Source organism: Halomonas sp. GT, from assembly GCF_002082565.1.
Taxonomy (GTDB): Bacteria; Pseudomonadota; Gammaproteobacteria; order Pseudomonadales; family Halomonadaceae; genus Vreelandella.
Genome location: NZ_CP020562.1, coordinates 2,058,868 through 2,085,614, shown reverse-complemented (window position 1 = coordinate 2,085,614; position 26,747 = coordinate 2,058,868). Strand labels below are relative to the sequence as shown.

Annotated in this window: 23 protein-coding genes and 1 tRNA gene; 8 read left to right on the top strand and 16 right to left on the bottom strand. The window is 50.4% G+C overall.

Going from position 1 to position 26,747, the window contains the following annotated elements:
* Positions 1-30 precede the first annotated feature (30 nt).
* Positions 31-115 (bottom strand) — tRNA-Leu (locus B6A39_RS09770).
* A gap of 86 nt (positions 116-201) precedes the next feature.
* Between B6A39_RS09770 and B6A39_RS09765 the strand changes: the two genes are divergently transcribed.
* On the top strand, positions 202-921 hold the full coding sequence (locus B6A39_RS09765) for a ComF family protein (protein ID WP_083004705.1): 720 nt from the start codon (positions 202-204) through the stop codon (positions 919-921).
* Positions 922-954: 33 nt separating this feature from the next.
* Positions 955-1,929 (top strand): serine/threonine protein kinase, encoded by a 975-nt coding sequence (locus tag B6A39_RS09760; protein ID WP_083004702.1) that lies wholly within the window; start codon positions 955-957, stop codon positions 1,927-1,929.
* 53 nt (positions 1,930-1,982) lie between these two features.
* On the opposite strand, the gene B6A39_RS09755 is transcribed toward B6A39_RS09760, so the two are convergent.
* The gene (locus tag B6A39_RS09755; protein WP_083004698.1) at positions 1,983-2,576 is read right to left on the bottom strand and encodes a hypothetical protein; all 594 of its coding nucleotides are present in this window, start codon (positions 2,574-2,576) and stop codon (positions 1,983-1,985) included.
* 298 nt (positions 2,577-2,874) lie between these two features.
* Here B6A39_RS09755 and folE point away from each other — a divergent pair, with 298 nt between their 5' ends.
* Together folE and B6A39_RS09745 are read left to right on the top strand one after the other, a co-directional pair.
* Complete coding sequence (folE, locus tag B6A39_RS09750) at positions 2,875-3,426, top strand: GTP cyclohydrolase I FolE (RefSeq protein ID WP_083004695.1); 552 nt, start codon at positions 2,875-2,877, stop codon at positions 3,424-3,426.
* 119 nt (positions 3,427-3,545) lie between these two features.
* A complete protein-coding gene (locus tag B6A39_RS09745; protein ID WP_083004691.1) occupies positions 3,546-5,003 on the top strand; it encodes an NAD-dependent succinate-semialdehyde dehydrogenase in 1,458 nt (485 codons plus the stop codon).
* 172 nt (positions 5,004-5,175) lie between these two features.
* Here the strand turns inward: B6A39_RS09745 and purH are convergent, their stop codons facing one another.
* The 8 genes from purH to ppa all read right to left on the bottom strand — a co-directional run bounded on the left by purH (position 5,176) and on the right by ppa (position 14,076).
* Complete coding sequence (gene purH, locus B6A39_RS09740; protein ID WP_083004687.1) at positions 5,176-6,756, bottom strand: bifunctional phosphoribosylaminoimidazolecarboxamide formyltransferase/IMP cyclohydrolase; 1,581 nt, start codon at positions 6,754-6,756, stop codon at positions 5,176-5,178.
* Positions 6,757-6,816: 60 nt separating this feature from the next.
* Positions 6,817-7,140: a DNA-binding transcriptional regulator Fis gene (fis, locus tag B6A39_RS09735; RefSeq protein ID WP_038484762.1), complete on the bottom strand. Its 324-nt coding sequence runs from the start codon at positions 7,138-7,140 to the stop codon at positions 6,817-6,819.
* Complete coding sequence (gene dusB / locus B6A39_RS09730; protein ID WP_083004684.1) at positions 7,137-8,177, bottom strand: tRNA dihydrouridine synthase DusB; 1,041 nt, start codon at positions 8,175-8,177, stop codon at positions 7,137-7,139. The genes fis and dusB overlap by 4 nt, the downstream gene beginning before the upstream one ends.
* Positions 8,178-8,276: 99 nt before the next feature.
* Entirely contained in the window at positions 8,277-9,188 is a 912-nt protein-coding gene (gene prmA, locus B6A39_RS09725; protein ID WP_083004681.1) for a 50S ribosomal protein L11 methyltransferase, read from the bottom strand.
* Between the two features lie 130 nt (positions 9,189-9,318).
* Positions 9,319-10,659, bottom strand: a complete 1,341-nt coding sequence (gene accC, locus B6A39_RS09720) for an acetyl-CoA carboxylase biotin carboxylase subunit (protein WP_030072764.1) — start codon at positions 10,657-10,659, stop codon at positions 9,319-9,321.
* A gap of 30 nt (positions 10,660-10,689) precedes the next feature.
* Positions 10,690-11,151, bottom strand: coding sequence for an acetyl-CoA carboxylase biotin carboxyl carrier protein (accB, locus tag B6A39_RS09715; RefSeq protein ID WP_083004679.1), 462 nt, complete (start codon positions 11,149-11,151; stop codon positions 10,690-10,692).
* A gap of 296 nt (positions 11,152-11,447) precedes the next feature.
* Complete coding sequence (gene dsbD / locus B6A39_RS09710) at positions 11,448-13,325, bottom strand: protein-disulfide reductase DsbD (protein WP_083004676.1); 1,878 nt, start codon at positions 13,323-13,325, stop codon at positions 11,448-11,450.
* A 220-nt stretch (positions 13,326-13,545) separates the two neighbouring features.
* A complete protein-coding gene (gene ppa, locus B6A39_RS09705) occupies positions 13,546-14,076 on the bottom strand; it encodes an inorganic diphosphatase (protein WP_009724723.1) in 531 nt (176 codons plus the stop codon).
* Between the two features lie 257 nt (positions 14,077-14,333).
* On the opposite strand from ppa, the gene B6A39_RS09700 reads away from it, so the two are divergent.
* Positions 14,334-16,049 carry a bifunctional protein-serine/threonine kinase/phosphatase gene (locus B6A39_RS09700; protein WP_083004673.1) on the top strand — a complete coding sequence of 572 codons (1,716 nt, stop codon included), beginning with the start codon at positions 14,334-14,336 and terminating at the stop codon, positions 16,047-16,049.
* Positions 16,050-16,137: 88 nt separating this feature from the next.
* Here B6A39_RS09700 and B6A39_RS09695 read toward each other — a convergent pair whose 3' ends face one another.
* Together B6A39_RS09695 and rnt are read right to left on the bottom strand one after the other, a co-directional pair.
* Entirely contained in the window at positions 16,138-17,397 is a 1,260-nt protein-coding gene (locus B6A39_RS09695; RefSeq protein WP_083004670.1) for a 6-phosphofructokinase, read from the bottom strand.
* Positions 17,398-17,596: 199 nt separating this feature from the next.
* Positions 17,597-18,265, bottom strand: coding sequence for a ribonuclease T (rnt, locus tag B6A39_RS09690; protein ID WP_038484741.1), 669 nt, complete (start codon positions 18,263-18,265; stop codon positions 17,597-17,599).
* A gap of 209 nt (positions 18,266-18,474) precedes the next feature.
* Here rnt and B6A39_RS09685 point away from each other — a divergent pair, with 209 nt between their 5' ends.
* From B6A39_RS09685 to B6A39_RS09675, 3 genes are read left to right on the top strand one after another with little or no spacing between them, the layout of a single operon-like run.
* Positions 18,475-19,695, top strand: a complete 1,221-nt coding sequence (locus B6A39_RS09685) for an argininosuccinate synthase (RefSeq protein ID WP_083004665.1) — start codon at positions 18,475-18,477, stop codon at positions 19,693-19,695.
* Between the two features lie 53 nt (positions 19,696-19,748).
* Complete coding sequence (locus tag B6A39_RS09680) at positions 19,749-20,075, top strand: HlyU family transcriptional regulator (RefSeq protein ID WP_083004662.1); 327 nt, start codon at positions 19,749-19,751, stop codon at positions 20,073-20,075.
* A 30-nt stretch (positions 20,076-20,105) separates the two neighbouring features.
* On the top strand, positions 20,106-21,233 hold the full coding sequence (locus B6A39_RS09675; RefSeq protein WP_083004659.1) for a DUF294 nucleotidyltransferase-like domain-containing protein: 1,128 nt from the start codon (positions 20,106-20,108) through the stop codon (positions 21,231-21,233).
* A gap of 3 nt (positions 21,234-21,236) precedes the next feature.
* Here B6A39_RS09675 and B6A39_RS09670 read toward each other — a convergent pair whose 3' ends face one another.
* The 4 genes from B6A39_RS09670 to B6A39_RS09655 are packed head-to-tail and all read right to left on the bottom strand — an operon-like array spanning position 21,237 to position 26,639.
* On the bottom strand, positions 21,237-24,005 hold the full coding sequence (locus B6A39_RS09670; RefSeq protein WP_083004655.1) for a sensor histidine kinase: 2,769 nt from the start codon (positions 24,003-24,005) through the stop codon (positions 21,237-21,239).
* Between the two features lie 2 nt (positions 24,006-24,007).
* On the bottom strand, positions 24,008-24,211 hold the full coding sequence (locus B6A39_RS09665; protein ID WP_083004651.1) for a hypothetical protein: 204 nt from the start codon (positions 24,209-24,211) through the stop codon (positions 24,008-24,010).
* Positions 24,208-26,268, bottom strand: a complete 2,061-nt coding sequence (locus tag B6A39_RS09660; protein WP_083004647.1) for a 3'-5' exonuclease — start codon at positions 26,266-26,268, stop codon at positions 24,208-24,210. The genes B6A39_RS09665 and B6A39_RS09660 overlap by 4 nt, the downstream gene beginning before the upstream one ends.
* Positions 26,265-26,639 carry a response regulator transcription factor gene (locus B6A39_RS09655; RefSeq protein ID WP_038484719.1) on the bottom strand — a complete coding sequence of 125 codons (375 nt, stop codon included), beginning with the start codon at positions 26,637-26,639 and terminating at the stop codon, positions 26,265-26,267. The genes B6A39_RS09660 and B6A39_RS09655 overlap by 4 nt, the downstream gene beginning before the upstream one ends.
* Positions 26,640-26,747: the final 108 nt, after the last annotated feature.

Here is a 26,747-nt window from a genome sequence, read left to right as displayed (position 1 = left end):
AAGCTAAGTTGCTGAAAACAATCAAGTAATTGGTGCGGATGGGGAGACTCGAACTCCCACACCTTACGGCACTAGAACCTAAATCTAGCGTGTCTACCAATTCCACCACATCCGCTGAAGACGAGGCGTATATTAACAGCATTCGTATTAATGTCAACGATGTGTCATCAAAATTGTTAATTAAACCAGTCTGGGGGAAGTATGTATGTGACGCGGTTAGTGCATTGTGTAAGCACATGGGCCAAAAAGGGGCTGCCAGGCTACTGCGCGTTTTGCCTTTCTCCCGGGCAAACCAGTGGTGGTTGGTGTCAGGAGTGTTTTGAACAGTTGCCGTGGAATGTGAATGCTTGCTGGCAGTGTAAAGAGCCTTTGGATGTTGGGGACATAGCATCCGTTCAATCTGTTTGTGTCCACTGTCGAGAGAACCCTCCGGCGTTTACCGCCGCAACGGCGGAGCTTTTATTTGAAGGGCCGGTACGTGATCTGGTACATGATTTTAAATTTAATGCATCGCCCCGTGCGGGCATGTTGCTGGTAGAGCTGATGATGACTAAATCACCTAGCTGTTTGGGAGGAGGTCTCTTGCCTGTGCCGATGCATACTATTCGAGCGCGGCAGCGTGGCTTCAATCAGTCTCACTGGTTGGCTCATCAACTAGGCAAACGGGTCAAATTGCCCGTGTTATCGGCTGAATGTAGTCAGCAGCTGCCTTCTCAACGGACGTTAAGCAGAAGGGAGCGAGCAAGCAATTTAGTAGGCGCCTTTCATATTGAGGGTCCGCTCCCATCACATCTCACGATTATTGACGACGTTGTTACTACTGGCGCGACCTGCCAAGCACTTGCTGAAGAAGCGCTTCGTGCTGGGGCTAAACGTGTCGATATTTGGACAGTTGCTCGAACACCTCTGGTACATAATTGATAGAATGCATGCTTAATTGCACAGGAGCGGTATATGTCACACCCATTTAGCACACTTTCTCCGGACACAGTGATGTCTGCTGCGGAGTCAGTTGGGATTTGGCCGGCTGTCGAGCCGTTTGCACTTAATAGCTATGAAAATCGAGTGCTGATGTTTCGTGACAATGACGGTGAGCGATGGGTTGTGAAATTTTATCGTCCTGGGCGTTGGGCAGATGAGGTCATTCAGGAAGAGCACGATTTTCTTCAAGAGTTGGCTGCTGCTGCTGTGCCCGTTGTTGCGCCCTGGCGGGACCAGCATGGCAAATCACTCCATACTTACCAACAATTTCGCTTCACGCTTTACCCTCAATGTAGTGGTCAAGCGCCTGAGTTAGACAACCCTTCGCATCTTTTTGCATTAGGTAATGCGTTAGGCCGATTACATGCAGTGTCATCACAAACGGCGTTTCAGTATCGGCCAACATTAAAGTGGCAGCACGATATTCATGATGCAGAGGCCCGAGTTATCGAGAGTAGTAGGCTTAGCAAGCATCAGCAACGTGCCTATCACAACGTTGTTCAGAAAATTCTTCGTCATCTTGAAAAGTACCCCATCACCAGTGATCAAATGATTCGAACGCATGGTGATTGTCACTTGGGTAATGTTTTAGGAAGAGATGAAGCATTTACTTTGGTGGATTTTGACGATTGCCTTATGGCACCCGCTATTCAAGATATATGGATGCTGTTACCTGTTGATGATCCAACTGGTTGGAGAGCACAACTAAGTGAAATTGTTGAAGGATATGAAGAAGAGCAAACATTTCCGCAAAAACAGCTGTCGCTAATCGAGCCGTTGCGGGCATATCGCCTTATTCGATACACCGCGTGGCTTGTTTCTCGCTGGGATGATCCAGCGTTTCCTCGTGCGTTTCCATGGCTGGCGGATAGCGGTTATTGGGATCAACACATCCGCCAGCTTGAGCAACAAGTGTTACAACTTGAACAGCCTATTTGGCTAGCATGAAACATTACACCAGTTGTTGAGTATTGACCTCATTGACGATGAGTGACGTAGTTCTAGTCAGGTTGATTGACGGAACGCGGGTTTTCGGCGCTTGTATCAGGGGCAGGGCGATCTGATGGGATAGGATTAGCGACGCCTTCTCCATCAGCCTCTCGTCGAGCAGCATTAATTTCCGCTGAAGGATTATCTTGAGCCTTAATATCGATATTTTCATCGAGTGTAACCACAAATGCTTGGCCTGGCGATATAGTGCAAGACGACTCGTCACAGGCAAGACCGTACTGACCATCTGTTGCATACGCTCCCGCACTAAATGAGCCTGTAAAAATAGCGCTTTCATCGTTGTGTGTTTCGATGCAGGTCGCGTCTTGGGTAGTAATGCGAATGCGACCATTGGTGAGCTGTGCATTCGCCACTAAAACGCAGTATTCAGGTAGCTCATGAGAGGCACCGTCAGCTTGAGTGGGATGAAGTAGGATATCTTCATAACGCGATTGGCTGTCAGTAAAAGCAAACTCTTCGATAACCTCGACACCGACACTAGCACCTTTAGGTAGTGTTAATGTCTGTTCGGCGGCTAGCAAAGGTGTTGCGAATGCAGTTCCCAATAGGGCGGTTAAGAAAAACGGTGCGGATTTGAATGACATAAGGAACTCTCAGATGAGCGCTGCGAATTAAGCTGACTAGTTCGGTTCATGATAGCACAGCTTAAATAGTCTCAAAGGGGGGTGCGCGGCACTCTGCCACAGCAGGGTTAGGTGCGTTAAAATAACGGTATGTGGTGTTTTTTATTGTGCAAAAGTTGTTTCGCGTATATTTTTTGTACATGATTGGCGCACAACTCTCAGCTATTAATAGATAGCAATATTTCGCTATTGATTAAACGCGCTAGTAGTCCAGGCGTTTTTCCAATGGCTAGCACGTACAGTTTCGATGAGGCTTCAAATGACCGACGACATTGCTCAACACTACCGCCACATTATCGCGGCAATTGGCGAAAACCCTGACCGTGAAGGACTGCGCGATACGCCAAAAAGAGCGGCAAAAGCAATGCAGTTCTTGAATGCTGGCTACCAGCAATCACTTGAGGAGATTGTTAATGGTGCGGTGTTTGAGTCACAAACAGATGAAATGGTCCTTGTAAAAGACATTGAGCTGTACTCTATGTGCGAGCACCACCTGCTGCCATTTATTGGCAAATGCCATATTGCCTATCTTCCCAGCGGTAAAGTACTAGGGCTTTCGAAGTTTGCCCGTATTGTTGATATGTACGCTAGGCGCATGCAAATTCAAGAAAATTTGACGCGTGAAATTGCTGAGGCAGTGCAGCAAGTTACGCAATCAAGAGGTGTCGCTGTGGTGATTGAGGCACGCCATCTTTGCATGATGATGCGCGGTGTGGAAAAGCAAAATTCAAGCATGACGTCTTCTGTGATGCTGGGTGGTTTCCGCAGTAACCAAGCAACGCGGCAGGAGTTCTTAACGCTAATCAGTTGAAATATTGGCTGAGAACCTTTGACAGATTTCATGGCAAAGATTTGGTTAAATGCGCGGTTTCGTCTTAGCATGAACAGGTCAATGAGCCCGTGAGGCCAATATTTGGTCAGGAGTCTGTCATGGAAGCGCTGAAAGAAACACAGCTGTATTGCCCGTTTGCCTATATCGATGGTAGCTGGGTAGCCGCCGACAGCGGTGAGCAAATTAATGTCTTAAACCCTGCGACGGGCGAGCCCGTTGGTGATATGCCACGACTGGGCAAAGTTGAAACTGAGCGCGCCATCGATGCAGCAGATGCTGCGTTACCCGCTTGGCGTGCTTTGACAGCCCAAGAACGAGCTGATCTGCTGTTGAAGTGGCATGATCTCATGCTGGAGCATAAGCATGATCTTGCCTTGCTCATGACCTACGAGCAAGGCAAGCCGGTAAAAGAGGCGGAAGGCGAAATTGTTTATGCCGCCAGCTTTTTACGTTGGTTTGCAGAAGAGGCGCGTCGTATCTACGGAGAGACTATTCCCGCTGCTAAATCAAACCAGCGTATCGTGGTGACAAAGCAACCTGTTGGTGTTGTGGGGGCTATTACCCCTTGGAATTTTCCGGCTGCTATGATCACGCGTAAAGCAGGCGCTGCGTTAGCGGCGGGTTGTACAATCGTCGTTAAGCCCGCAAGCCAGACGCCATTTTCTGCAACGGCCCTTGCCATGTTGGCAGAAAGGGCGGGCATTCCCCGTGGTGTGTTCAATGTAGTGCCAGGCCGTGCGGCTGATATTGCCAACGCGCTTACTCAATCTCCCAAAGTGCGCAAAATCACTTTTACGGGCTCTACGGAAGTTGGCCGTAAGCTCATGGCTCAGGCGGCTGAGCATGTACAAAAAATATCACTTGAACTCGGTGGCAATGCCCCCTTTATCGTATTTGAAGATGCAGACCTTGATGCCGCTGTGGAGGGTGCCATGGCTGCGAAATTTCGTAATGCTGGTCAAACATGTGTATGCACTAATCGGTTTTTGGTGCAGTCCAGCGTTATTAACGCCTTCTGTGAGAAGTTGGCGGTTGCTATGAATAGTGAGCTGTACGTAGGTAATGGCACTGAGCCCAATATTAACATTGGTCCTTTGATCGATGGTGACGCGGTCAAAAAGGTGAGCGAGCATGTGCAGGATGCAGTCGATAATGGGGCTGAGTTGCTGCTAGGTGGTCATCCGCATCCGCTAGGTGGAAACTTCTTTACTCCGACGTTGATTAGCTTTGCAACAGATAAGATGAAGGTGGCACACGAAGAAACCTTTGGTCCTCTAGCAGCGGTTTTTCCCTTCGATGAAGAGGAAACTGCTATCGAAATGGCTAATGACACCGAGTATGGTTTAGCCTCCTATTTTTACTCACGAGATCTGGGGCGTGTTTGGCGTGTCGCCGATGCACTTGAGTACGGCATGGTGGGAATTAACACCGGCCTTATTTCTAATGCCGCGGCACCTTTTGGTGGTGTAAAAGCGTCTGGTCTTGGGCGAGAAGGTGGGCATCAAGGTTTGGAAGAGTACCTTGAGACAAAATATCTGTGTATTGATCTAGGTTAAGCGCAGGCGCAAGTAGTACCATTATAGATAGCATAGCCAGCAAATAGGCCCCGTTGGATTTTTCCAACGGGGCCTATTTATAGCTACTCAAGTTATATAGCTAAGTTCATATAGCTAATCGAGTTGCATAACGACTCAGTTGCCGTCTCGTTCTTTTATGATGGCAAGGCGATTAATGGCGGAAGTGGCGCATGCCAGTAAATACCATGGCAATGCCCGCTTCGTTAGCGGCATCAATTACTTCCTGGTCACGCATGGAACCACCGGGTTGAATAACGGCAGTAATACCCGCGGCTGCGGCGGCATCAATACCATCACGGAAAGGGAAGAATGCATCTGACGCCATGACCGAGCCTGGCACTGAAAGGCCTTCATCAGCCGCTTTAATGCCCGCTATTTTCGCTGAGTAAACGCGGCTCATTTGGCCTGCGCCAACGCCCACTGTTTGACCCTCTTTTGCATATACAATCGCATTCGATTTAACGAATTTAGCGACTCGCCAAGCAAAACCTAGATCGCGAAGTTCTTGCTCCGATGGAGCGCGTTCGCTAACCACGGTCAGCTCTTCGCGGGTTACCATGCCCTGATCGCGCTCTTGAACCAAGAGTCCGCCGTTGACACGTTTAAAATCAAAAGCAGGCTGTGTTTCGCCAGGCCAGTGGGCACTCACATCAAGCAGGCGTACATTCTGCTTCTCTGCCACGATGGCAGTTGCCTCATCACTCACGCCAGGTGCAATAATAACTTCAACAAACTGGCGATCAATAATTGCCCGGGCGGTTTCGGCATCTAGCGCCACGTTAAACGCAATAATGCCGCCAAAAGCACTCGTCGGATCGGTAGCGAAGGCTTTTTCATATGCCTCAAGTGCAGTGGTGCCAATGGCTACACCGCAAGGGTTGGCATGCTTGACGATGACACAAGCAGTTTCTTCAAATGCTTTAACGCACTCAAATGCCGCATCTGTGTCAGCCACATTATTAAAGGAAAGTGGCTTACCTTGCAGAGTTTTTGCAGTGGCGACACTGGGTTCGCTTGCTTGGGGATCCACGTAAAAAGCTGCTTGCTGATGCGGGTTTTCTCCGTATCGCATGTCCTGCTTTTTGTCTAATTGCAGGTTGAAGGTGCGAGCAAACGTTGCGTTTTCGCTAGCCACTTTACGGCCAAGGTAATTGGCAATGGCGCCATCATAACCGGCAGTGTGTTCAAATGCCTTCACGGCCAAATCAAAGCGGGTAGCAGCGCTCACTTGACCGTCCTGCGCAGCCAGCTCTCCCAATACCCGTGCATAGTCATCGGCATTTACCACAATGGTGGTAAAGGCGTGATTTTTTGCGCATGCGCGCACCATGGTCGGCCCGCCGATATCGATATTTTCGATGGCGTCTTCCAGTGTGCAGTCTGGGTTGGCGACAGTGGCTGCAAACGGATAAAGATTAACGACCACCATGTCGATGGGAGTAATGTCGTTCTCTGCCATCACTGCATCATCCTGGCCGCGGCGCGCAAGGATTCCACCATGAATTTTGGGGTGCAGTGTTTTTACACGACCATCCATGATTTCAGGAAAACCAGTGTGCTCAGAGACTTCTTTAACAGGAACGGAGTTTTCCTGAAGCAGTCGGAAGGTTCCTCCAGTCGAAAGGAGTTCTACGCCGTGCTGGCTTAAACCGCGGGCGAATTCAACAATGCCGGTTTTATCGGACACGCTCAAAAGGGCGCGACGGACGGGGGTAGCAGTACTATCAGCCATTAGAGTGCTCGTGTGCAGAGTCAAGGAATTAACGTCTAAAATTACAAACAACAACGCCCCTTATGGGGCGTCACCTTCAATCAATCCATAGAGCTTAAGTTTTTTGCGCAATGTGCCACGGTTTAAGCCCAGTACATCCGCGGCTCGAGTTTGGTTACCTTCAGTATGTTCCATTACGCAGCTTAATAGTGGCGCTTCTACTTCGGCCATCACCATCGCGTAGAGGTCAGTTGCTTGGCTGCCATCGAGATGCTCGAAGTAACGGCGTATCGCTGTTTCAACCGCTTCTCTTAGTGGTTGAGGTGGTACGCTCGCGGCGGGGTCCGCCAGAGTGCCTGAAAGGCGGTGAGAGAGCTCGTTCGAAAGCAGGTCGCGTTCAGTCATGCAGCATGGCTTCCTTTAGCTAGCAGACGCCCTGCAGCGTCCTGCGTCATGGCATCATTAATCCAATCAAATTGCGATGCTGGGGTGGCAAGCGCATTAAATTGCTGCTTCAGCAGATAATACTGTTTTTCGTTGAAGCGCGGGTCTTCATTCAAGTACCAACCTAGGTGTTTACGCGCTATGCGAACACCCATTGTATCGCCATAAAACAGATGCAGGGCTTGTAAGTGCTCATTGAGAACGTTTCGGCGCTCATCAAGAGTGGGGGGCGTTAGTAGTTCTCCATGGGCAAGATAGTGTGTAATCTGCTCGAATATCCATGGGTTGCCTTGCGCTCCGCGGCCAATCATTACTGCATCGGCACCTGTATATGACAATACCTCTTTGGCTTTTTGAGGGCTGGTAATATCCCCATTGGCAATAACCGGTATCGTCAGATGCGATTTTATTTCAGCGATAGTGTCGTACTCAGCCCATCCAGTATAGCGCTGCTCTCGATGACGTCCATGTACCGCTAAAGCTTGGATGCCTGCGGATTCCGCGAGTTTTGCAATGCGTAGGCCATTGTTAGCTTCAGCAGACCACCCTGTGCGAATTTTTAAAGTAACCGGAATATCAACGGCCTTAACAACGGCGTCAAGAATTTCAGCTACTAGAGCTTCATCACGCATTAGGGCAGAGCCAGCAGCCTTATTGCAGACCTTTTTGGCTGGGCATCCCATGTTGATATCAATCACCTGAGCGCCTAGTTCGGCGTTAAGACGCGCAGCATTTGCAAGCATTTCAGCATCTCCCCCGGCAATTTGTACAACCCTAGGGGCGGGTTCGCCTTGGTGATCCATGCGAAGCTTGGACTTTCGGGTATGCCAAAGAGCGGGGTCGGCTGTCACCATTTCACCGACCACCCACCCTGCACCTAACCGCCTGCAAAGTTGGCGAAATGGGCGATCGGTAACGCCAGCCATCGGCGCCAAGATAACTTGGTTGGTTAGCTGGTGAGGCCCAATCATTGGTGGCTGAAAGTTTTGTGTGGTCATTATGCTGCGCTGTCGATACAGATAAAAATCGCCGAGTAGGCGTTTCAAGGGGGCGTATGATACGCCTACTCGGCGATGGGGTGAAGGCCGTTGGCTAGATTAAACAGCGCGATAGCCTGATAGGCGAACCCACCCTTCGCGAATTGTGGGCTCCTCCATTATCAAGCCCTGAGCTTCATAGGCTTGTAAGACCTCGTTCGCTTGGTTCGCTAAAATGCCAGACAACGCTATTTGTCCGCCGGGGGCTACATGGCCCGCAATCATTGGGGCTAATTCAACCAAGGGGCCAGCTAAAATATTGGCTGTGACGACTGGGTAGTGGCCTTCGATTAGCTGTTCGGGATAGTAAAGGGACAATTGTGCGTCGCTAATCTGATTGCGCGCTGCGTTATCACGGCTTGCCTGAAGTGCCTGTGGATCTATATCAGTAGCATCGGCGTGGGTTGCCCCTAACTTTAGCGCGGCAATGGCAAGAATACCTGAGCCGCAGCCCACATCCAGGACGGTTTTATCTTCCAGTCCGCCGCTAACCGCAAGGCTATCCAGCCATTCCAGACAAAGAGCCGTCGTGGGGTGGGTGCCAGTGCCAAAGGCAAGACCAGGGTCAAGAATGAGATTGACGGCATCTGCTTCTGGCGGCTCATGCCAGCTTGGCACAATCCATAGCCGTTGGCCCATTCGCAACGGCGTAAAGTCATCCATCCACTCTCTTTCCCAGTCTCTATCGGCTAATAGTTCATACGCAATGTCTGGACAGGGTTCGCCGGGGACTTGCTCAGACCAAGCGGCTTGAATGCGCTCAAGCATGGCTTCAACGCCGTCTAAGTCGTCATATAGGCCAGTGAGGATTGTATCTTGCCAAAGCGGGGTGGTGCCTCGCTCTGGTTCGAAGACAGGATCATCGTGGGCATCTTGAAGGCCAATGGCTGTCGCACCTTCCTCTAATAATAAATCTTCTAGTAATTCGGCTTGTTCTGGAGCAACGTGGGCTTTGAGTTGGAGCCAGGGCATCGGTAATCTCCACTGCGTACGTGCATTCACGCAAAGGTAAAAAACAATAACGGGGTGGCTATGGCCACCCCGTTGAGTATTATCAGCTATCTATTCAGCTCAGCGCCTTTGCAGATATTAATTTCTGGTATTAGCTACTGAGTTTCTTTTCAAGATAGTGAATGTTGACGCCGCCTTGGCGGAAATAACTATCCCTCACCAAATCTTTTTGCAGATCAATATTGGTCTTGATCCCCTCAACCAGCAGCTCATCTAGGGCATTGCGCATACGCGTCAGGGCAATCTCGCGATCAGCTCCCCAGGTGATCAGCTTGCCGATAAGCGAGTCATAATGAGGCGGTACGGTGTAGCCAGTGTACAGATGAGAGTCCATACGTACGCCAAGACCACCCGGGGCATGGAACAGGGTGACTTTGCCTGGGGATGGCATAAATGTACGCGCGTCTTCCGCATTGATCCTGCACTCAAAGGCATGGCCACTGATTTTTACGTCTTCTTGGCGAATCGAAAGTGGAAGCCCAGAGGCAATACGCAACTGTTCCTTGACGATATCCACGCCAGTGACCATCTCGGTGACAGGGTGTTCTACCTGTACACGGGTATTCATTTCAATAAAGAAGAAATCACCGTCTTCGTATAGAAATTCAAAAGTACCCGCGCCACGATAGTTGATCTCGAGGCACGCTTGGCGACAGGCTTCTAGCACCTTAGCACGCGCTTCCGGATCAATGCCGGGGGCTGGCGCTTCTTCCAGAACCTTTTGGTGACGACGCTGTAAAGAGCAGTCGCGATCATAAAGGTGAATAGCGTTGCCTTGACCGTCAGCTAGTACCTGGACTTCTACATGGCGGGGTTTCTCAAGAAATTTTTCCATGTAAACCGTGCCATCGCCAAACGCTGAATGCGCCTCAGTGCGAGTGACAGTAATGGCTGAAAGCAGATGGCCTTCAGTGTGAACCACCCGCATGCCGCGGCCACCACCACCTGCAGCGGCTTTGATAATAACCGGATAGCCAATGCGGCGAGCCGTGGCTAGGTTGGTGGCGTCATCATCACCTAGGGGGCCATCTGAGCCAGGCACGGTAGGAACGCCAGCAATCTTCATGGCTTCAATGGCACTAACTTTATCACCCATCAGGCGGATAGTTTCTGCGCGTGGGCCAATAAAGGTAAAGCCAGAACGTTCAACTTGCTCAGCAAAATTAGCGTTTTCCGAGAGAAAGCCGTAGCCAGGATGAATGGCGCTTGAATCCGTTACTTCAGCAGCGCTTATTAATGCAGGAATATTCAAGTACGACTGTGCTGAGGAAGCGGGGCCAATGCAGACCGCCTCGTCGGCCAAGCGGACGTGCATCAATTCACGGTCAGCTTTGGAGTGAACCGCAACGGTTTTAATCCCTAGCTCTTTACAAGCTCGGAGAATACGAAGGGCAATCTCGCCGCGGTTTGCGATAAGTACCTTGTCCAGCATGGGAGAATCCACCCGTGTTGTTTTGAAAGATTAAGCGATGACGATCATAGGTTGATCGAATTCCACCGGCTCTCCGTCTTCCACTAGGATGGCCTCGACGACGCCGTCGCGATCAGCTTCAATTTGATTCATCATTTTCATTGCTTCAACGATACATACCGTATCGCCTTGCTTAACCGTATCGCCAACTTCCACAAACGATTTTGCGCCCGGTGCTGGGCTACGGTAGAACGTGCCTACCATGGGTGAATTAACGGCTTCGCCTTGATAGCTTACGCCTTGAGGCTCTGCCTCAGCAGCTGGTGCGGCTTGAGCTGGCGCCTGCTGCATAGGAGGCATTTGAGCGTACTGTGGCATCTGCTGAGGCTGCCACGTTGCACCATTAGGATGGCGGCTGATACGGACAGACTCTTCGCCTTCCTGAATTTCAATTTCGCTAATGTTTGATTCTTCGAGGAGTTCAATCAGTTTTTTAACTTTACGAATATCCATACCTGTTGCCCCAAAAGTGATGAAAGTTAATCGCAATGCAGTCGAGTGTAGTATTGCCAACTGCATTGAGCGCTGTTACAGCGCAGTAAACCTAATATGAAAATGAAGAGAACGCTGCACGATGTTGAACGTTACCCGGTGCTAAGACCTAAAACATGAAGATTTTAGCTGATATGGCTGCGAAGTTTGCCGAAAAAGTACGGGCATGTCTAGTGGAGGCCGATATAAGCTCGTTATTCGTTATTTAAACAACTGTTTGACGACGTTCGCGACACAAGGTGTCCGTAGGCCTGAGTTCAGCCTTGTTGCCAGCGCCGTAAGGTTTCCAGATGTTGTACCAGCTGGGTAGCCGTTATTTCGCCTTGAATGCGCGCATCTCGTACTTCTTCGCCCTGGCTAAAAAAAAGTAGGCTTGGCGGACCGAATAAGTTGAATCGGTTTAGTAGTTCCCGACTTTGCGCATCCGTATTGGTGACATCGACCTCAATCAGGTGGAAATCGTTCAATGCAGCGACCACATTGGGGTCTGGAAAAACATCGCGCTCCATTAGCTTGCAGGAGATGCACCAGTCAGCAGTGAAATTAACAAAGGCAGGCTGTTGGGCGCTCGCGGCTGCAGAGAGCTCGGTTTCAAGTGCGCTCAGTTCATTAACTTGCTGAAAAGCAAGTGTTGCTTGCGGCGTGCCGCTATCCATTGAGGAGCTTGATACCGTTAAGGGGCGGAGTGGATTGCTTCCGCCCTGGGCAGCGCCAATGACAAGGGCAATGCCCCATGCCAATAACATCAGCCCTAAGGTTTGTCGTGCTTTAGGCCAGCCTTGTGACTGATTCATATTTAAGGCACCCAGCATGAGTGCGCTGCCTATGGCTAGCGCTGCCCAGAGCAGAAGCGCCATCGAAGGCGGTACTAATCGTTCAACCATCCAAATGGCAACGCCCAATAACAGTAATCCGAAAGCAATTTTAACGCCGTTCATCCAAGCGCCTGATCGGGGTAGCATCGTTGCCCCAAAGGTGCCCACTAATAGCAGTGGGACACCCATGCCTAGACCTAGTGCAAATAAAACAGCCCCCCCCATGGCAGCGTTTCCTGTCGAGGAAATAAACACCAAAGCTCCGGCAAGTGGAGCCGTAACACAGGGCGAAACAACTAATACCGATAGTGCGCCTGCCAGGGCTAAGCCCGCAGGGCCGCTTTGCTGAGCACGTGCTTGCCACCCATCAATTTTAGAAGCTAGTCGTGGCGAGACTCTTAAATCAAACGCCCCGAACATAGCTAAGGCAAATAGCGTAAATAGAACAGCAAAGGTAATCAGAACTGGCGCTGATTGCAGGTGGGCTTGAAGATTTAATCCCGCGCCAAACAGACCCATCAACACACCGACTAGCGCGTAGGTGGACGCCATGCCCAAAACATAGCTTGCGGAGAGAACAAACGCTCGGGGCCGGGTTGGTTTTTGTCCTACGATGATTGAAGACAAAATAGGTATCATCGGTAGTACGCAGGGCGTGAAAGTAAGACCCAATCCAGCGATAAAAAATAATCCTAATGCTAGAGGCAGGCTGGCGCTGCCGAGCAATGCGCTAAAGCGGCTATCTTCACTTTGAGGGGCTGAAAATTCAGTGTTGCTATTGGTGCCCGCGGTTTGGCTAATTTGTTGGTCATCGCTGCCCTCTGTGCCTGACAGTACTTGATCTGAACCGTCCCAGTCAGCAAAGGCAGTGGGGGGAGATGACTCTAAGGCTTCAAGCGAAATAGTTTCTGGCGGATAGCAAAGCCCTGCGTCGGCACAGCCTTGGAACGTCAGCTCAATATCGATTGGGCCACTGTAGGGTGAAGAGAACGGAGTTTCAAAAACTAACGTGTCACGAAAAACATAGACATCGCCCATGAACTCATCATTTGTGAATGTTCCTTGGGGAAGTAGTGGTTCATCAAGGGACACTGCATCCGTTTTGCTGCTAATGCTAAATTGGTGGCGGTATAAATAATAATCGTCAGCAATATCGATACCAATATAAATGGCGCTGCCGTCATGCCAAGCGGTAGGCTGAAAGGCTTCTAGAACAGGTAAAAAATCGCTTTGATTACTGGAAGAAGAAAACCACTGAGCATGGGCTAGCAGGGGAAGCCAGCAGAGTAACAGTAACAGGCTTAAACGCTTAAAAGACAAGACGAAGTATCCTTACGCAGACGTATCAGGGAGATTTTGAAATAGCATATCCTACCTTGTGATGTCAGCGTAGATGCTGCGGTGACGTGACGCGCTTCTTCATGCTCCGTTAATGTTAAATCTCAGGTCTCGGAATTAAACGGCAGATAATAGAAAAGGCTGCCACATGGGCAGCCTTTAAAAGGAAGTGCGGTCTGGCCTTATAGCTCAACCTGAAGGTTTAAGCTTTTTGGTAAGCCGCGACTGACTTTTCAATCGCTTTGCGTGCCGCTTCAACACCTTCCCAAGATTCTACTTTTACCCACTTACCTTTTTCGAGGTCTTTATAGTTCTCGAAAAAGTGAGCGATTTGCTGACGTAGCAGTTCAGGAAGATCAGTCACTTCTTGAACATCATCATACAGAGTACTCAGCTTGGGGTGCGGTACGCATACCAATTTTGCATCTTCGCCTGCTTCGTCGGTCATGTTCAAAATGCCAACAGGGCGAGCGCGGATAATGCTGCCCGGAGCCACAGGATGAGGGGTAACTACTAAAGCATCTAGCGGGTCGCCATCATCGGCCAGGGTGTGGGGGATGAAGCCGTAGTTAGCCGGATAAAACATGGGGGTTGCCATGAAGCGGTCAACCAGAAGGGCGCCCATATCTTTGTCGATTTCATACTTAATCGGCGCGTGGTTAGCGGGAATTTCAATCGCCACGTAAATATCGTTGGGCAGATCCTTTCCAGCGGGGATGTTATCGAAGTTCATCGTTTATTCCTTGGCTTGGCTTGTGTAGTGCGAAGGCTAAGCAGTTGATGCATTGCATTAATGGCGAAGAATTATACGAAGTTGGCTAGTGGATTACCAATGCGACATAGGTGTGTGCCGTTAACAAGGCCTATGAATCCTAAAATAAGCGCCGTTTTTCGCCTTCGCGACGTTTGGCGGGCATCGCTTCTCTTGATCAGCGTGTATCATAACCGCTGTGTGGTTCCCATGAAGAGCCTAAAGCCTAGGAGGATGAGTTGGCGCACGCCCAGTTACTAATTAGTTATGGCCAAGCCTTTGTGGCTCCTGATAGGCGCTTACACCGTAGCTCCATGTCGGTGCGGTTGCCTGATGCGCAGCTGTTGAAAGTGAAAGGGGGTTGCGCAGTTATTAGTGACTCAATTTCTCGTAACACCATGGCCAAACAGGCGGGTGATTTAAGTGTTCGTGGTTTTTTGGCTGATTATTACTCTACGCCTGACCATTGGGATACGAAAACGTCGGCAACTCGGGTACTTCGTGCTCTCAACAGCTGGTGCTACAGCCAAAGCCAGCATGTCAAAGAAGGAAGTTTCGTATCTTCGCTATCAGCGATGGTCTTTCGCGAGCGTGAAGCGCACTTATTTCATATGGGTGATACGTTAGTTTTCCGATTACGAGGCGCTGAGTTCGAGCAGCTAACCCGCGACCATGTGACCGATGTTGGTGGCTATCGTTACCCCTCACGCGCTTTGGGGATGGATGGTAGTGTTGATATTGACTATACCCATCTGCCGCTTAAACAGGGCGACTTCTTTGTTTTCACTACCCAGGGCGTCCGTGGCACCTTAATGCCATCTGATTACGTTCGCCTGATCCGCCAAAATGCTAGCGATCTAGACGCTGCCTGTGAGTGCTTGGCAAGCGAAGCAAAACAGCGTGCCCAAGACAGGGGGTATGGAGGTGATCAATTTTGCTTTCAGTTGCTGCGTATTGATGAGCTGCCGGAGGAGTCTGAAGATCACCCCGGGCTTATTTATGGTGACCTGCCTATCCCACCTGAGCTGACGCCAGGAGAACGATTTGATGGGCTTGAAGTGCTGTCGGTGTTGTCACGGAATGCGCAATCTAGAGTTTATCGCGTTCGTGATGTCTATTCAGAACGTGAAATGGTGATGAAAGCACCTAGCCCAGAACTCTCTTTGCGTAATGCCTATTTGGAACATTTTTTACTGCAGCAATGGGTGGTAGAGCGTGTGAATTCACCCTTTGTCGTCAAAGTAATGCAGTCATCACGGCCACGCCGTTATCTTTATTACTTAATGCAGCACGTTGAAGGTGAAACGCTCCGCCAATGGGCAGAACGGCACCCACAAGCGAGTTTGGTGCAGCGTCTGGATATCGCCAATCAACTGGGTAAAGCGGTTCAAGCGTTGCATCATCGAGATATCATTCATCAGCAAATTACCCCTGATAATGTTCTGATTGATCCTCACGGCAAACTTGTGTTGGCCGATTTCAGCGCCTGCCACATGCGCGAGGTGGATGGCCATCGTCACTCGGGCGAGCTACTCCGCCAAATTGGTTTTAATGAGCATACGGCCCCTGAGTACGCACTGGGTGATAGCGTAGGTCGACGCAGTGACCAGTATTCATTGGCATCAACAGTCTATTGGTTGCTGACAGGGGCGTTGCCCTATACGTTGACGCCTAATCGTCTGCGTAGCCACACCGATCTTGAAGAGCTCAGCTACCGTAGTGCCCGGACAACCAATCCAGAAATATCGACTGAGCTTGATGATGCGTTACGTCGTGCACTAGACCCTCAGCGAGCACTACGTTTTAGACGTCTATCTGAATTTCTTCATGCCTTAAGAGTGCCGTTAGGGCGCGTGCCCAACCGTGAGGAGCCTCGCCAAGAGTCACGGCGTTTTTGGCAGGGGGTGGCGGGTATTCTGCTTCTCTTATTGGTACTTTCCTGGCTATTGCGATAGCTAAACGTTGCTAACTTAATAAAAGCTAACCATAAAAAACGGGGCGATGAATGATTTCATCGCCCCGTTTTTGTAACACGCTAACTATTTATAGCGTGAACTTAGGCAGTTTCTGTTCTACTTTTGCGAGCTTTAGCTTAGCGACTTTAGGCAGACCGTTTTCAAACGGAGGGAAATCCTCACCCTGGATGAGCGGAGAGAGATACGCTCGGCAAGCGGGTGTAATCGCAAAACCGTTTTCGCTAATAAAATCCCGTGGCATGAATTTTTCTTGGTTAGCCACTTGTGACAGCGGCGCCGAGATGACATCCCACTGATAGGGTTCCTGTGAAATACGGCGTATGGCGGGCATCATGGCATTTTTGCCTGCAAGTGCTAATGTTACCGCCTCGCGGCCCACTGCATAGGCTTGTTCAACGTCGGTTTTAGAGGCCAAGTGGCGCGCCGCGCGCTGTAAATAATCAGCAACTGCCCAGTGGTACTTGTAACCCAGGTCTTGCTTCACCATCCCTGCCAGCGTTGGTGCTACGCCGCCTAACTGGCGGTGCCCAAAGGCATCCGTATTGCCGGCATCGGCAAGGAAAGTGCCATCTTCATAGCGTGCGCCTTCAGAGACAACGATGACGCAATAACCGTACTTCTGAACGCACTCTTCAACGCGCGCCATGACCGCTTTACGGTCAAACGATACTTCAGGAAAGATAATCAGGTGAGGCGGCTCGCTTTCGCCTTCACCCGCTAAACCACCTGCAGCTGCAATCCAGCCAGCATGACGGCCCATCACTTCAAGGACGAATACTTTAGTGGATGTGGCGCACATAGACGCAATATCCAATGAGGCTTCAAGCGTCGAGGTGGCGATATATTTGGCAACGCTACCAAACCCGGGGCTGTTGTCGGTAATAGGCAGATCGTTATCAACAGTTTTCGGTACATGAATCGCGGTTAGCGGGTAGCCGAGTTTTTCAGACAGTTGGGACACTTTAAGGCAGGTGTCTGCGCTATCGCCGCCGCCATTGTAGAAGAAGTAGCGAATATCGTGGGCTTTGAAGACTTCGATTAAGCGTTCATATTGAGCACGGTGAGTATCAATGTCTTTCAGTTTATAGCGGCAAGAGCCAAATGCACCACCAGGCGTATGGCGCAAGGCGGCAATCGATTCATCGCTCTCTTGTGTCACATCAATGAGGTCTTCCGTTAAGGCGCCGATAATGCCGTTATGACCGGCATATACCTTGCCAATCTGGTCGGGCGCTTGTCTGCAAGCTTCGATAACGCCGCAGGCGCTGGCATTGATGACGGCGGTAACGCCACCGGACTGGGCGTAAAAGGCATTATGCTGGGCCATGGAAACGTCTCATCTCCTGAAAACGGATGGTTAAAACAGTAGTCAAGCAAAGGACAATAATTATCCTTTGCCTGTGTTAATCGTTGTGCGTTTAGACGCGTGTAATGCTAGAGCACGCTTCTATATAAAATTGTGCAAACGCGGGGTTTGCAGCGGCGAAGTTTAGCGCAAAGCCTCAGTGGGTGCATCTTGGGGCTCATTACTCACTGTCATCCAGCTCTTGTTCCTGCTGAGCTAGCCGCCATCCGCCTAAGTCTTTATAGCGGTTGACCATCGCACAAAAGAGTTCTGCTGTGCGTTCGGTATCGTAGCGGGCCGAGTGGGCGGACTTGTTGTCAAATTCGATACCTGCCGCACGGCACGCACGAGCAAGCACTGTTTGGCCGTATACAAAGCCTGCCAAGGTTGCTGTATCAAAGCTGGAAAATGGGTGAAATGGATTCCGTTTTACGCTGCAGCGGTTCGCCGCCGCATTTAGGAAGCCGTGATCAAAGGCAGCATTATGACCAACAAGTATTGCCCGTGAGCAACCATGTGCCTTGATTGATTTTCGGATGGGACGAAAAATTTCACCTAGCGCTTCAGATTCGCTTAGCGCAACTTGGCGACGCAGTGGGTCGTCTAGATTAATGCCTGTGAAATCAAGGGCAGATTGTTCTACGTTCGCGCCTTCAAACGGGTGAATGTGATACGCGTAAGTGGCGTCAGGTAATAAATTACCGTCAGGGTCCATGGTGAGCGTCACGGCGGCAATTTCGAGTACTGCGTCACTTTGGGCGTTAAACCCACCCGTTTCTAAATCAATGACAACCGGCAGATAACTGCGAAAACGTTGGGCCATCAATTCGCGGGCAAATGCCTCGCTCATGCAGCTCTCCTTAGTAAAGCGAGTAAGTAGTTAGAATAAGCGGTTAAAGCAACCCCTTTGTTGGGTATGATTCTAGCAGCTTTACCCCTTAGGCGTCGTTGACGGTATTCGCTGAGCATTGAGAGCGCTATACTCGTAGTTTATGTTATTACACTGCGCTTAGCGCGGTGTTGTTGGGTGAACTACTTTTCATGAACAAGGAGCAAAGAATGTCCGATGTCAAAAAGGTTGTGCTGGCGTATTCAGGCGGCCTGGACACATCCGTTATCGTCAAGTGGTTGCAAGAGACCTACAACTGCGAGGTAGTGACCTTTACAGCCGACATCGGTCAAGGTGAAGAAGTCGAGCCCGCACGCGCTAAGGCTCAAGCACTGGGTGTTAAAGAGATCTATATCGAAGATCTTCGCGAAGAATTTGTTCGCGATTATGTATTCCCAATGTTCCGAGCTAACACCATTTATGAAGGCGAGTATCTACTCGGCACTTCTATCGCTCGCCCTTTGATTGCTAAGCGCTTAATTGAAATTGCTAATGAGACGGGCGCTGATGCCATTTCTCACGGTGCAACGGGTAAAGGTAACGATCAGGTTCGTTTTGAACTGGGTGGCTACGCACTCAAACCTGGCGTGAAGGTTATTGCTCCTTGGCGTCTGTGGGATCTCACTTCTCGTGAGAAGTTGATGGCCTACTGCGAAGAGCACAAGATTCCCGTTGATTTTTCTAATAAAAAGAAAAAATCACCGTACTCCATGGATGCCAACCTGCTGCACATTTCTTATGAAGGCGGCATTTTGGAAGACCCATGGGCCGAAGCAGAAGAGGACATGTGGCGTTGGAGTGTTTCTCCTGAAGCCGCGCCTGAGCAGCCGACTTATGTAGAGCTGACGTTTGAGAATGGCGATATCGTCGCTATTGATGGTGAAGCGCTTAAGCCACATGAAGTGCTTGAAAAGCTTAACAAACTAGGTGGCGATAATGGTATTGGCCGCCTGGATATCGTTGAAAACCGTTATGTCGGTATGAAGTCCCGTGGTTGTTATGAAACACCAGGGGGCACGATCATGCTCCGCGCTCACCGCGCCATTGAGTCGCTGACGCTTGACCGTGAAGAAGCGCACTTGAAAGATCAACTAATGCCTAAATATGCTGAAGTGATCTACAACGGTTATTGGTGGAGTCCAGAGCGTCGTATGCTACAAGCGGCGATCGATGAAACACAGAAAAACGTATCGGGCGTTGTTCGCATGAAGCTCTATAAAGGCAATGCAACGGTTGTAGGGCGTAAGTCCGAGCAGTCGTTGTTTGATGAGTCGATTGCAACGTTTGAAGATGATGCGGGGGCTTACGATCAAAAAGACGCAGAAGGCTTTATTAAGCTGAATGCATTGCGTCTACGGATTGCTGCCGGTAAAGGTCGTCAACAGAGCTAAGCATGCTAAGCGGCCAGGCGACGTCTGGCCGCTTTGATTGCGGAGGAGTCCGAATGTTTAAAAAACTATTTTCTGGCCTGTTGGGTGGTGGAGAGGCTGGCGCCTCGGAAGGAAGCACCAAAGCGGCTGAACCAGTTGAATATAAAGAGTATTTAATTGTGTCTCAGCCTGATAATCAAAGCGGACAATTTCGGGTTAGTGGTTGGATTCGTAAGTTAGATGGCGAAGGCGTTACTCACGAGCACCGCTTTGAACGCTCTGACATGCTGCCAGGGCGTGAAGCCTGTGATGCGATGATGGTCGCTAAAGCGCAGCGTTTTATTGATGAAGTGGGTGAGGAGATGTTTTCGGCTGATCCTCGTAATGCTAGTGAAGCCTAGCAAGCGTTTCGTTTAGTTGAGGAGCGGAGTATGCACATGGTATATCGTGCTTCCCCTTGGCGCTCCTTGGTATGTCATCATGGTTCATTGGATATATCAGCGCTAAGTGCTCCACTTCGCGATTTTTACACGAATACCTCTCTCTTTAATCCATCCTTATCTGACGCCTATGCCGCACAGCTCTCTTTTGTTGAGACATTGGTGCGTTATGACTTGCCTGCTTGGCGTATTAGCGAACTCATTAGTGACCACATTTCTTGGCTTTATCGTCAATCGATTGCAGCCGCGCTAGATGAGATGCAGGCGCAAGGGTGGGGGAAACCGCCCGTGGATTACTGTGTTGTTACGCTCGGCTCGGCGGCACGCTTTGAAAGTTTGCTTGGGCCTGATCAGGACAATGCGCTGATTATTGATGACTATCCTGACGCTCGACACGTTGAAATTGATGGCTACTTTCAGGCGTTAGGCGAACGCTTTACACAACGCTTAGATGAAGCTGGCATTCCGCTTTGTCGTGGCCATGTCATGGCGCGTTGGCCAATGTGGCGTAAGCGTTTGAGCGAATGGCAGCAACAATTTGAAATTTGGAGTGCTGACCGTCAGGTTAAGCGGGTGCAGCAAACTAATATATGGCTCGATTTTTATCCTGTGGCAGGGAATGTTGGGCTTGCACAAACGTTAGGCCAACGGGTGCGTTCAACCCTCTCAAGTGCACCTTTGTTCATGAATGAAATGACTGCGTTGTTAGATGAGTTGCCGGTGGCGCTTGACCGGTTTGGTCGTATTGCTTCACATCCTGGGTTAGCTGCCCCCTATGACCAAGCAATCGATCTTAAGCATCAAGGATTGATGCCCTTAATAAGCGCTGTCCGATTGCTCTGTGTGCGTTACCAGCGAAGTGAGATAGGCACACGTGAACGGCTAACGGCACTCGCCCATTTCACTCATGCACTGACGAAGGAGCAATCGGATTTACTGCTAGCCGCTTTTAAGCGTATGCAGTACTTGCTTCTAGAGCAGCAGCGCCATAATAAGTCCCATGGGCAGGTAGCAGATGGATGGGTGGACCTCCGACGTCTTCGTGATGATGAGCGATTACTGCTGAAGTTTGATTTGCAGCAAATAAAAGCGTTTGTTAACCAAGTGAAACGCTTATAACGGCTATTCCCCCGTAAGCTGCGAAGAGTTATCTAGGGTGGACTCCTTAGGGGCTGCTGGCAGTTCTAGGGTTAAGCACGCACCACCCAGAGTTTTAGCGTCTTCCACCCAGAGCCGCCCGCCAAGGTGGGCGATGATCCCGCGGCTAATTGGCAGACCAAGGCCACTGCCTTTAGGGCGACCGCGTGGTGTCTCTCCGCTTTGCTGTATTTGATGAAATTTCTCAAACACGCGTTCACGTTCATCAGCGCTGATACCTGGCCCGTTATCTTCAACGCTTAACCGAAAATGATTGCGGTGCCGATAAAGTGCCAGCCGCACTTGAGGATGCTGGCGGTCAGCAAATTTACTAGCGTTATCGAGCAGATTAATAATGACTTGCTCCAAGCGGTCTTGGTCACCGACCACCATGGCGGGGTCAGCCTCTAAACTGATATCGAGGGTAATACCTCGATCTTCATGTAAACGGGCAACTGCATCGATGCTTTGCCTCGCTAGGGCAGCTAGGTCAAGGGTGACAGGGTGCAGCGTCAAGCGACCGCTCTCTAAGCGCGCAAGATCAAGAATTTCTTCGATTAAACGCGAAAGGCGCTGGCTCTCATGGACAATAACACCCAGAAAATGTTGGCGTTTTTCATCGGGTAATTGATCGCTATCGCGTAATATTTCGGCAAAGGCACGTATCGAGGTTAGGGGAGTTCGCAGCTCATGGCTCACCATGGCGACAAATTCATCTTTCAAGCGATCAAGCTCGCGCAGCTGTTCATTGGCGCTGCGTAACTCGTCACTTACGGCGACTAATTCTTGAGATTTTTGTTCTAGCCGACGGTTGTACTCCAGGGTTTGTGACGTGGTGTCTAAAATGCTCAAAATTGACTCAAGATCCAGTGCTTCTCTGCGCACTACTGAATTGATCAGTACGCGCGCTGATGCACTGCCAAGTGAGCCTGCAAGCGCCTGCTCTGAACGGGTAATCAAATCAGCCGTTGCAGGTTCGTCAGAGCGATAGTCGCTTTTATTAATGCTTTGGTTAAACACGCGATGGGTGACTTGATTGCCAAGGTAGCGAATAAGTAATTCTTTTAAAGCGCCTTGAGTCGTCTGTCCTCTCCATAACGAGGTCGTTTGCAAGTTAGGATGTAAGGCTTCAGTAAAAAGGGCAGCTTGGGTTTGTTCGAGTGGCGTCGGGCGGGTAAAAAGTGACACGCCAATCAGTAAGCCGACATTTGCCAACATGCTCCACAGCAGTGCGTGGGAGTAAATATCCCAATCTTCCAGGCCAAATAAGCGGTAAGGCATCAGCCATGAAATACCCCAAGGTCCCTGAGTCAGAAACGTTGCATCTAACCAACCGGATTGGGCAAAGCCTGGCAGCAGTAACGTATAGCACCAAACTACAAAGCCTGCGATTAAGCCAGCGGTAGCTCCTTGGCGAGTTGCACCGCGCCAGTAAAGGCCAATCAACAGGGCTGGGGCAAATTGTGCGACCCCCGCAAATGAGACAAGCCCGATAGTGACAAGGCTGTAGGAGTCACCAATCAGCGCGTGATATAGATAGCCAAGTAGCAGGATCAGCACAATGGCAATGCGGCGAATGCCCAACAGCCAACCTGCCAACTCGCCAGACGTGCTCAAGTGAAGGCGTTGTGTTCTAAGTAGTAAGGGCATAACGAGCTGATTACTCACCATGGTAGAAAGTGCAATTGTTTCTACAATTACCATGCCGGTAGCTGCTGAAAGACCACCTATAAATACGAGCAAGGGTAATCCTTCAAGCCCAGCAGAAAGGGGCAGTGTCAGCACAAAACTATCGGAATCACCCGCGCCAGCACCTAATAGAAGGCCAGCAAAGGCGATAGGAATAACAAACAGATTGATGAGCAGCATATAAAGAGGAAATAACCAGCTCGCCCTGGCTAAATGCTGTTCATCGACATTTTCGACAACCAACACCTGGAACTGACGAGGCAGAGTTAAAAAGGCCAGAAAAGCGAGTATTAGCATTCCGGCCCAACCAGTGGCACCGCCTGGTACACTTTCCAATCCCATTTTTTCTGCCACGTCAGGCATCGTGGCGACGCTGGCAAATAGCGCGCTGGGGCCTTCATACAACACAAACACCACAAAAATACCGACGGCCATAAAAGCAATTAGCTTTACCAGTGACTCCAAGGCAATAGCAGCGACCATTCCCTCATGTCGTTCACTTGCATCGAGATGGCGAGTGCCGAAAAGAATAATAAAAACCGCAAGTACTAAGGCGACCCAAAGCGATTTATCCAGCCAGAAACGCTCATCAACCAGGGTGGCATCCGCTGTATTGGGGTAATTCACCAGTACTGCATGGCTAACGGTGATCGCTTTTAACTGCAGTGCAATGTATGGCGTTATACAAATGAGTGCCATTAATGCAACGAGTGCGCCTAAACTGGTGCTTTTGCCATAACGAGCACTAATAAAATCAGCAATAGAAGTAATGCGCTGGCGGGATGCGATGCGTACCATTTTGCGAATGACGACAGGGGCGAGAAGCATCGCCAGGGTTGGGCCGAGATAGATAAGCAGGAAACTGGGGCCGTGGTCTGCTGCGCGTCCCACGCTGCCATAAAAGGTCCATGCAGTGCAGTAAACGGCAATTGAGAGGGCATAAACCGTGGGCGAGCCAATCAATGATCGACCCTGCTCGGCACGTCGGTCGCCCCACGCGGCGACGACAAACAGCAGCGCCAAATAGCCAAATGCCGTCCCTAGAATAACTGCATCTGTACGCATGATCAGCGTCCTGAACGTTGTTCCATTAACCACACGGTGAGGCCAATTACCGCGCCCCAAGCAATAAAGAGATAAAGCGGTAGCCAGCTCATGCTTAAAGAGGTGAGCCGGTCAACCATGATAATCAGCGGGGGGCTGAAGAGTAGAATTGCTAAGGCGAATAGCGCGATTAGACGCTCTAATTTGCGTGAGCCTGGAGATTTCATGAGGCGCTGGCATCCTGGCGATCAAATGCATTGGCCTGCAGAGCTAGCAACTGCTCTAACGTGTCCACGCCACGTGCTTCAAGCCGGGGTAACAACGCTAGCCATAATTCAGCGGTTACACGGGCATCTCCAAGCGCCGTGTGGCGAGTGCCAGGTGGAAACGTAAGGTCGTATCGTTGTGCTAACGTATCTAAATCATGCCCATCTAGCGCTTCGTCTAATGCTCTTGATATCAATAAGGTATCAATGACAGGCAAATCAAATACAACCCCTTTGTTAGTAATGGCGAGCATATCAAACGCGGCATTATGCGCTAATAGAACCGCTTCACCGACGTAATCTCGAAAGCGCGTTAGGACAATATCAAGGGGCGGTGCGCCGGCTACATCAGCATCAGTTAAACCGTGTATCGCCGTACTGTTAGGAGGTATAGGACGTTTTGGATCTACCTTTTGATCAAAAACTTCGCTGGCCAACAGGCGAGCGTTAACCACCCGACAAGCCCCTAGGCTAATCACCGTATCCCCTCGGCGAAGCTCAAGGCCTGTGGTCTCAGTATCAAATGCAACCACCTCAAGGCTACGCAACGAGCGGTTAGCCAATTCCTCATCGGGTGGGGGCAAGTCTGCAATGCCGAAATCATGGAACTCTGGTCGCGGAGGAGCGGTTTCTCGAGGCGCTCCAACGCGCTCCATTGCTGGTAGCGGCAGGCGCAGGCGCGCATGAACAGCATCATCGTCTGCAAGGCTCCAAATATCGCTCGCATGCTGACGCAGTACGTCAGACACCAGCGGATTAAGTGGTAGCGACGGCAGGGGTTGGCGACGCCATTTCGCTAGCTCATGCTCTGGTAAGGGGCTGCCTCGCCAAATTAAGTCCAAATAAACACGCTTGTTGCCAAGGCATATTTCACCTTCAAAATGGCTAACCGGAAGGTGAGAATTAAGATGCTTCACTAAGGAATCAAAAAGAACAATCAGTGCCGGTGCGTCGCCTTTAAACCATGCAGGCATGCCAACGGGGGTGATGAGTCGATGCGCTGGATCTAAGCGTTCATCCAAGGCTTGCCAAAAATCATTCGACCACATGGGCGTCAAGCGCTCACCTTGGTGTTGTAAGTCGTCCAATAGCTGTCCGATTTGACCGACATTATTTCCAAGAGTGGCACTCTCTTCTTGAATTACCTGTTCGAACCGCTGGCGTAATGTGGGGTTATCCGAGCCATTGTGGCGCAGTTGTATGAGTGCATCCGCCGCACTGGTTAGGCTTGCCGTATGTTGGCGTAGTAGGGGGAGCTTGGTAGCGAGCTCGGCTCTGACACCCATTTCATTTGACCAGGACGCGGTTGCATCGCTAAACGTTAGTAGTGTTTCCCCGTCACTGCCAGGAACTCGGCGTAGCACAACTTTTAACCAGCGGTTATCACAGGGGGCAAGCAGTTCACGGGGCGAACCATCCGCTGGTAGTTGACTAAGCGCTTGTTGCAGGCTGGCAACGGGCAGCAGCGCCTCTAAGCGTTTGCCTAAGCCCAGTGCCGTATTATCGACAAAGAAGTCTTCAGCGGCTTGATTGAATAGCATCAAGCGGCGGTGGTGGTCACATAGCAATAAGGGAGTTTCGAGTACTTGCAGTAGCGTTTCTAATTCACGACGTATTTTTGCGGCGCTACGTGCGCCATCTGCATGAGCCGTGGCTAATTGATTGCGGTCAATGCGCCAACTCTCACGCACCCTTCGCAGGTCAGGGCCAAGCCCTTTCAGCCAGCCTTCTGGCGGGTGTTCGTCACGCGCATCTGGGTTTGCCACTAATCTAGCTAGCTGAACCTGTAAATGGCGTAGAGGAGTGAACAGCATGCGTTCTAGCAGCAGTCCAACTAAAAAAATTGTCGCGCCGCCGGAAAAGCTGCCCAGCCAGAGTGCTAAACGGGTAGGGCCAGTTGGAGAAAGCTGAGCATCCAGCCACGCAGCAAAAATAGCGCCCCCCAGCAAACTGATACCACTCAGTAGCAGCCATAGGCCAATGAGTCGCTGACGTTTAGGGAGCCCGTCACGGGTCATTGCGGGTTACCATTGAGCAGTGATTTAACTTTTTCAATTAACGACTGGGTCGAAAAAGGTTTGGTAATGTAGTCATCAGCCCCTAGCGCTAAGCCTTTCTCGCGTTCGATATCTCGTCCATGTGCGGTCAGCATAATGACCGGCAGTTGGGCAGTCGCTTCTGAACGGCGAAGATGCTCTAGTACATCAAAACCGCTGATGCCAGGCAGGCTGATGTCAAGCAGCAGCAGGTCGGGGGCTGAATCGTTGATACGTTCAAGTGCTGCTTCTCCGTCGTAGGCGGTGACAACTTGAAAGCCTGCCTGCTCCATTAAAAATTCCAGAGACAGTACAATATTGGGCTCGTCGTCGACCACGAGTACTTTGGCCATGATGCCCTCCCTAAAGGGGTCGTTGTTAGGTGTTTGATTAGAGTGTATGTAGCGCGACAGGTTAGGCCAAGACGACCTTGGCCGAATGCTCGTAAAGTCTCTCATTAA

Bases quoted from the DNA above. Each gene is read 5' to 3' on its own strand.
- B6A39_RS09660 (WP_083004647.1), bottom strand. From the start codon at position 26,268: ATGACCCGTGACGGGCTCCCTAAACGTCAGCGACTCATTGGCCTATGG.
- accB (WP_083004679.1), bottom strand. From the start codon at position 11,151: ATGGATATTCGTAAAGTTAAAAAACTGATTGAACTCCTCGAAGAATCA.
- ppa (WP_009724723.1), bottom strand. From the start codon at position 14,076: ATGAACTTCGATAACATCCCCGCTGGAAAGGATCTGCCCAACGATATT.
- B6A39_RS09675 (WP_083004659.1), top strand. From the start codon at position 20,106: ATGCACATGGTATATCGTGCTTCCCCTTGGCGCTCCTTGGTATGTCAT.
- B6A39_RS09765 (WP_083004705.1), top strand. From the start codon at position 202: ATGTATGTGACGCGGTTAGTGCATTGTGTAAGCACATGGGCCAAAAAG.
- accC (WP_030072764.1), bottom strand. From the start codon at position 10,659: ATGCTGGACAAGGTACTTATCGCAAACCGCGGCGAGATTGCCCTTCGT.
- B6A39_RS09680 (WP_083004662.1), top strand. From the start codon at position 19,749: ATGTTTAAAAAACTATTTTCTGGCCTGTTGGGTGGTGGAGAGGCTGGC.
- B6A39_RS09670 (WP_083004655.1), bottom strand. From the start codon at position 24,005: ATGCGTACAGATGCAGTTATTCTAGGGACGGCATTTGGCTATTTGGCG.
- B6A39_RS09685 (WP_083004665.1), top strand. From the start codon at position 18,475: ATGTCCGATGTCAAAAAGGTTGTGCTGGCGTATTCAGGCGGCCTGGAC.
- B6A39_RS09695 (WP_083004670.1), bottom strand. From the start codon at position 17,397: ATGGCCCAGCATAATGCCTTTTACGCCCAGTCCGGTGGCGTTACCGCC.
- B6A39_RS09745 (WP_083004691.1), top strand. From the start codon at position 3,546: ATGGAAGCGCTGAAAGAAACACAGCTGTATTGCCCGTTTGCCTATATC.
- B6A39_RS09755 (WP_083004698.1), bottom strand. From the start codon at position 2,576: ATGTCATTCAAATCCGCACCGTTTTTCTTAACCGCCCTATTGGGAACT.
- purH (WP_083004687.1), bottom strand. From the start codon at position 6,756: ATGGCTGATAGTACTGCTACCCCCGTCCGTCGCGCCCTTTTGAGCGTG.
- folE (WP_083004695.1), top strand. From the start codon at position 2,875: ATGACCGACGACATTGCTCAACACTACCGCCACATTATCGCGGCAATT.
- dusB (WP_083004684.1), bottom strand. From the start codon at position 8,177: ATGACCACACAAAACTTTCAGCCACCAATGATTGGGCCTCACCAGCTA.
- prmA (WP_083004681.1), bottom strand. From the start codon at position 9,188: ATGCCCTGGCTCCAACTCAAAGCCCACGTTGCTCCAGAACAAGCCGAA.
- fis (WP_038484762.1), bottom strand. From the start codon at position 7,140: ATGACTGAACGCGACCTGCTTTCGAACGAGCTCTCTCACCGCCTTTCA.
- rnt (WP_038484741.1), bottom strand. From the start codon at position 18,265: ATGAGCGAGGCATTTGCCCGCGAATTGATGGCCCAACGTTTTCGCAGT.
- B6A39_RS09655 (WP_038484719.1), bottom strand. From the start codon at position 26,639: ATGGCCAAAGTACTCGTGGTCGACGACGAGCCCAATATTGTACTGTCT.
- B6A39_RS09665 (WP_083004651.1), bottom strand. From the start codon at position 24,211: ATGAAATCTCCAGGCTCACGCAAATTAGAGCGTCTAATCGCGCTATTC.
- B6A39_RS09760 (WP_083004702.1), top strand. From the start codon at position 955: ATGTCACACCCATTTAGCACACTTTCTCCGGACACAGTGATGTCTGCT.